1 protein-coding gene is annotated in these 384 nt (G+C 51.6%); it reads left to right on the top strand.

Going from position 1 to position 384, the window contains the following annotated elements:
* Positions 1-117: 117 nt before the first annotated feature.
* The coding region (locus EN850_RS36680; RefSeq protein ID WP_210238024.1) for a hypothetical protein at positions 118-384 on the top strand (267 nt) is incomplete at its 3' end.

Raw genomic sequence — 384 nt, 5'->3', positions numbered from 1 at the left:
CGCAGCATAAAGGCTGAGACAATTTCAGGCGAGATGCGGTTGCTACGTGAAGCTGCTGGAATCAGCGAGCAAGCTTGTGCTCACATGTTTCGACATCGCGGGATCACGAAGTTCCTGGTGGCGCTTATCGAACAGTATGAGCCAAAGACAGCTGATGATTTTAGAAACCTGCTCACCAACATGGAGGCGCTCAAGCATAAGACAGCAGAGTTCACTGGGCACGCTGACATCTCCAGTCTCGACCCCTACATAAACCTAGCATTTGATGAAGTAACCAACTTCAAGAAGAGCTATGACTTAGCAAGGGCGAGCAGCGCCATCGAATCGTTCAAGAGCTCCATCAGGGTCCAGCTATCAGAGCTAGAGCATGGCGGCTCGGCTGAG

Origin of the sequence: Mesorhizobium sp. M8A.F.Ca.ET.207.01.1.1 (genome assembly GCF_004794715.1) — a bacterium.
Taxonomy (GTDB): Bacteria; Pseudomonadota; Alphaproteobacteria; order Rhizobiales; family Rhizobiaceae; genus Mesorhizobium.
This window is presented reverse-complemented; position numbering and strand designations above follow the sequence as displayed.